3 protein-coding genes are annotated in these 2,591 nt (G+C 57.0%); all 3 read left to right on the top strand.

Going from position 1 to position 2,591, the window contains the following annotated elements; translation table 11 throughout:
• The 3 genes from IB262_RS35355 to IB262_RS35345 all read left to right on the top strand — a co-directional run bounded on the left by IB262_RS35355 (window position 1) and on the right by IB262_RS35345 (window position 2,543).
• Complete coding sequence (locus IB262_RS35355; RefSeq protein WP_113080950.1) at window positions 1–1,509, top strand: PAS domain-containing sensor histidine kinase; 1,509 nt, start codon at window positions 1–3, stop codon at window positions 1,507–1,509.
• Window positions 1,505–2,116: a response regulator FixJ gene (gene fixJ / locus IB262_RS35350; protein WP_029742523.1), complete on the top strand. Its 612-nt coding sequence runs from the start codon at window positions 1,505–1,507 to the stop codon at window positions 2,114–2,116. Before IB262_RS35355 ends, fixJ begins: the two co-directional genes overlap by 5 nt.
• A gap of 88 nt (window positions 2,117–2,204) precedes the next feature.
• Complete coding sequence (locus IB262_RS35345) at window positions 2,205–2,543, top strand: hypothetical protein (RefSeq protein WP_029742522.1); 339 nt, start codon at window positions 2,205–2,207, stop codon at window positions 2,541–2,543.
• Window positions 2,544–2,591 lie beyond the last annotated feature (48 nt).

Raw genomic sequence — 2,591 nt, 5'->3', positions numbered from 1 at the left:
ATGCTCACTGGTCGGGCCGGCTTCATGCGCACCATTTCGGATTGCGTGCTCCACAGAAATTCGTCACCCGTCAAAGCGTACGGATTTGCCGCCACCGCGGTCTTGATTGCCTTTGTCCTTCGCTATTTCCTAATGGGTGTTCTAGATGATCGGGCAATCTACATTCTTTTCGTGCCCCCCGTCCTCCTTGCAGCCGCAATCGGGGGCATCGGTCCCGGGATCCTTGCTGTCATCGCTTCCATCGGTTCGGCAGCCTATCTTCGGTCACTTACTCCTGGCGGGGTACAGATACCGGAATTGGTCGTGTTCACCACCGTGGGGGTCGCAATTTCCTTCTTGGGAGAAATGCTCCGACGCGCTCAACATGAGTTAACAACCGCTGACGAAGCCTTGCGTACTAGAGAGGCGCATCTCCGGTCGATCCTGGACACTGTTCTCGACGCCACCATCGTCAGCGAGCAGGACGGCACGATCGTATCGTTCAACGCTGCGGCCATCAGACAGTTTGGCTACCGCGAAGATGAGGTGATCGGCCAAAATCTGCGGATGCTGATGCCGCAACCCTATCGCAAGGAACACGACGGCTATCTCGAGCGGTACCTCTCGACCGGTGAAAAACGTATTATCGGAACCGACCGTGTGGTCGTCGGTCAACGAAAGGACGGGTCGACCTTTCCCATGAAACTTGCCGTCGGGGAGATGAGATCCGGTGGTCGAAGGTTTTTCACAGGTTTTATACGCGACCTGACTGAGCGCGAAGAATCGGCCGCTCGTCTGCAAGAGGTTCAGACGGAGTTGGCTCGCCTCGCCCGTCTCAACGAAATGGGCGAAATGGCCTCGACGCTCGCCCACGAATTGAACCAGCCACTCTCCGCTATAGCCAATTATGTCCACGGTTGCGGGCGGCTGCTTCAGCAAGCCGAAAGTCCGCGCGACATCCAGATACGGGATGCGCTGAAGGAAGCCGGCGAACAGAGCCTGCGTGCGGGACAAATCATCAAACACTTGCGGGAATTCGTCACCAAGGGAGAGACGGATAAGTCTCCCCACAACCTGCGGCAACTGGTCGAAGAAGCCGGCGCGCTTGCTTTGGTCGGGTCGCGTGAGAAAGGCGTGCGAACGGTCTTCGATTTCGAATCAGGCGCAGACCAGGTCCTGGTCGACCGAATCCAGATACAGCAGGTGCTGACAAACCTTATGCGCAACGCCGTAGAGGCGATGAAAAATACGCCCAAGAAGGAACTTTTGGTCACCATTCGGCGCTTGGGCACTACAGAGGTCATGATTGCGGTCGAAGACTCCGGCGCTGGCATACCTGAGGAAATTGCCGCCAACTTGTTTAAGCCGTTCACAACGACCAAGGCTGGTGGCATGGGCATTGGGTTGTCGATCTCCAAGCGCATCGTCGAGGCGCATGGTGGCGATCTAACCGTCTTCAGCGGGAGTTTGGGCGGCGCGCGCTTCAGCTTTACCTTGCCGCAATACAACGAGGAAGAAAATGCCGATTGACGATTTCACCGTGCATATTGTCGATGACGAAGAGGCGGTCAGGAAATCGCTCGCATTTTTGTTGACGATGAACGGACTGGGTGTTCGAGTGCACGAGTCCGCCACTGCGTTCCTCTCCGTTGCTCCAAATCTGCGGCAAGCCGTGCTCATTACCGACATGCGCATGCCGGACCTTAGCGGATTGGACCTCATTCGCCGACTGGTCGCCCTCAAGACAACCATCCCGTCGATCATGATAACTGGCCATGGGGATGTGCCGATGGCGGTCGAAGCGATGAAAGCGGGAGCCGTAGACTTCATTGAAAAGCCCTTTGACGACCACACCATTGTTGAAGCGATCCGACGCGCCTCTGAGCGTTTGAGCGATGCATCGTCGCCAATCGAGAGTGCTGAAGACATTCGGGCGCGCATCAGCACCCTCAGCGACCGCGAGCGTCAGGTTCTAACCGCGGTCGTTGCTGGACAACCGAACAAGGCGATCGCCTTTACGCTCGACATCAGCCCGCGCACCGTTGAAGTTCACCGGGCGAACGTCATGGCGAAGATGCAGGCCCGCAGTCTCCCGGAACTTGTCAGAATGTCTCTCGCAGCGGAAACCGCAGACTAATCGCGCCATCATCTTGATCTGGGACAAAGCCTGGACTTTCAGTCTGTGCGAAGTTTGAGGAATTATCGCTCGAACCCACGGAACTGCAGTGTCCAGCCCGCCACCTGTCGTCACCATTGCGAAAGACGAAGCCTTGCTCCGCTCATTGGTCTTCGCAATGCAGGCGCATGGATACCAGGTCGAGCAGTTCCAGTCATGGCTTGCAGCAAAAGAGCGAAGCTCTGCGGCCGAGATCCTCGTGCTTGACGGATCTCTTCCGGTGACGGACATCGAAGCATGCTTGGCGCTGGCGGCCGGCAAGAGAGTCCTGTTGCTTGCAGATGAAGACATCGACCGGGCGAGGCCTCAGAACATTCTTGTCCTTCACAAACCTCTTTCCGGCCCCGATGTCATCGCGGCCTTGGCCGCACTACGTAGTAATGCGTAGTGGAACGAACGAATTTCGCACGCGGCCATGCTTCGTCATGATCTGACC

It is taken from the genome of Ensifer sp. ENS02, from assembly GCF_014851885.1.
GTDB classification, from domain to species: domain Bacteria; phylum Pseudomonadota; class Alphaproteobacteria; order Rhizobiales; family Rhizobiaceae; genus Ensifer; species Ensifer adhaerens.
This window is presented reverse-complemented; position numbering and strand designations above follow the sequence as displayed.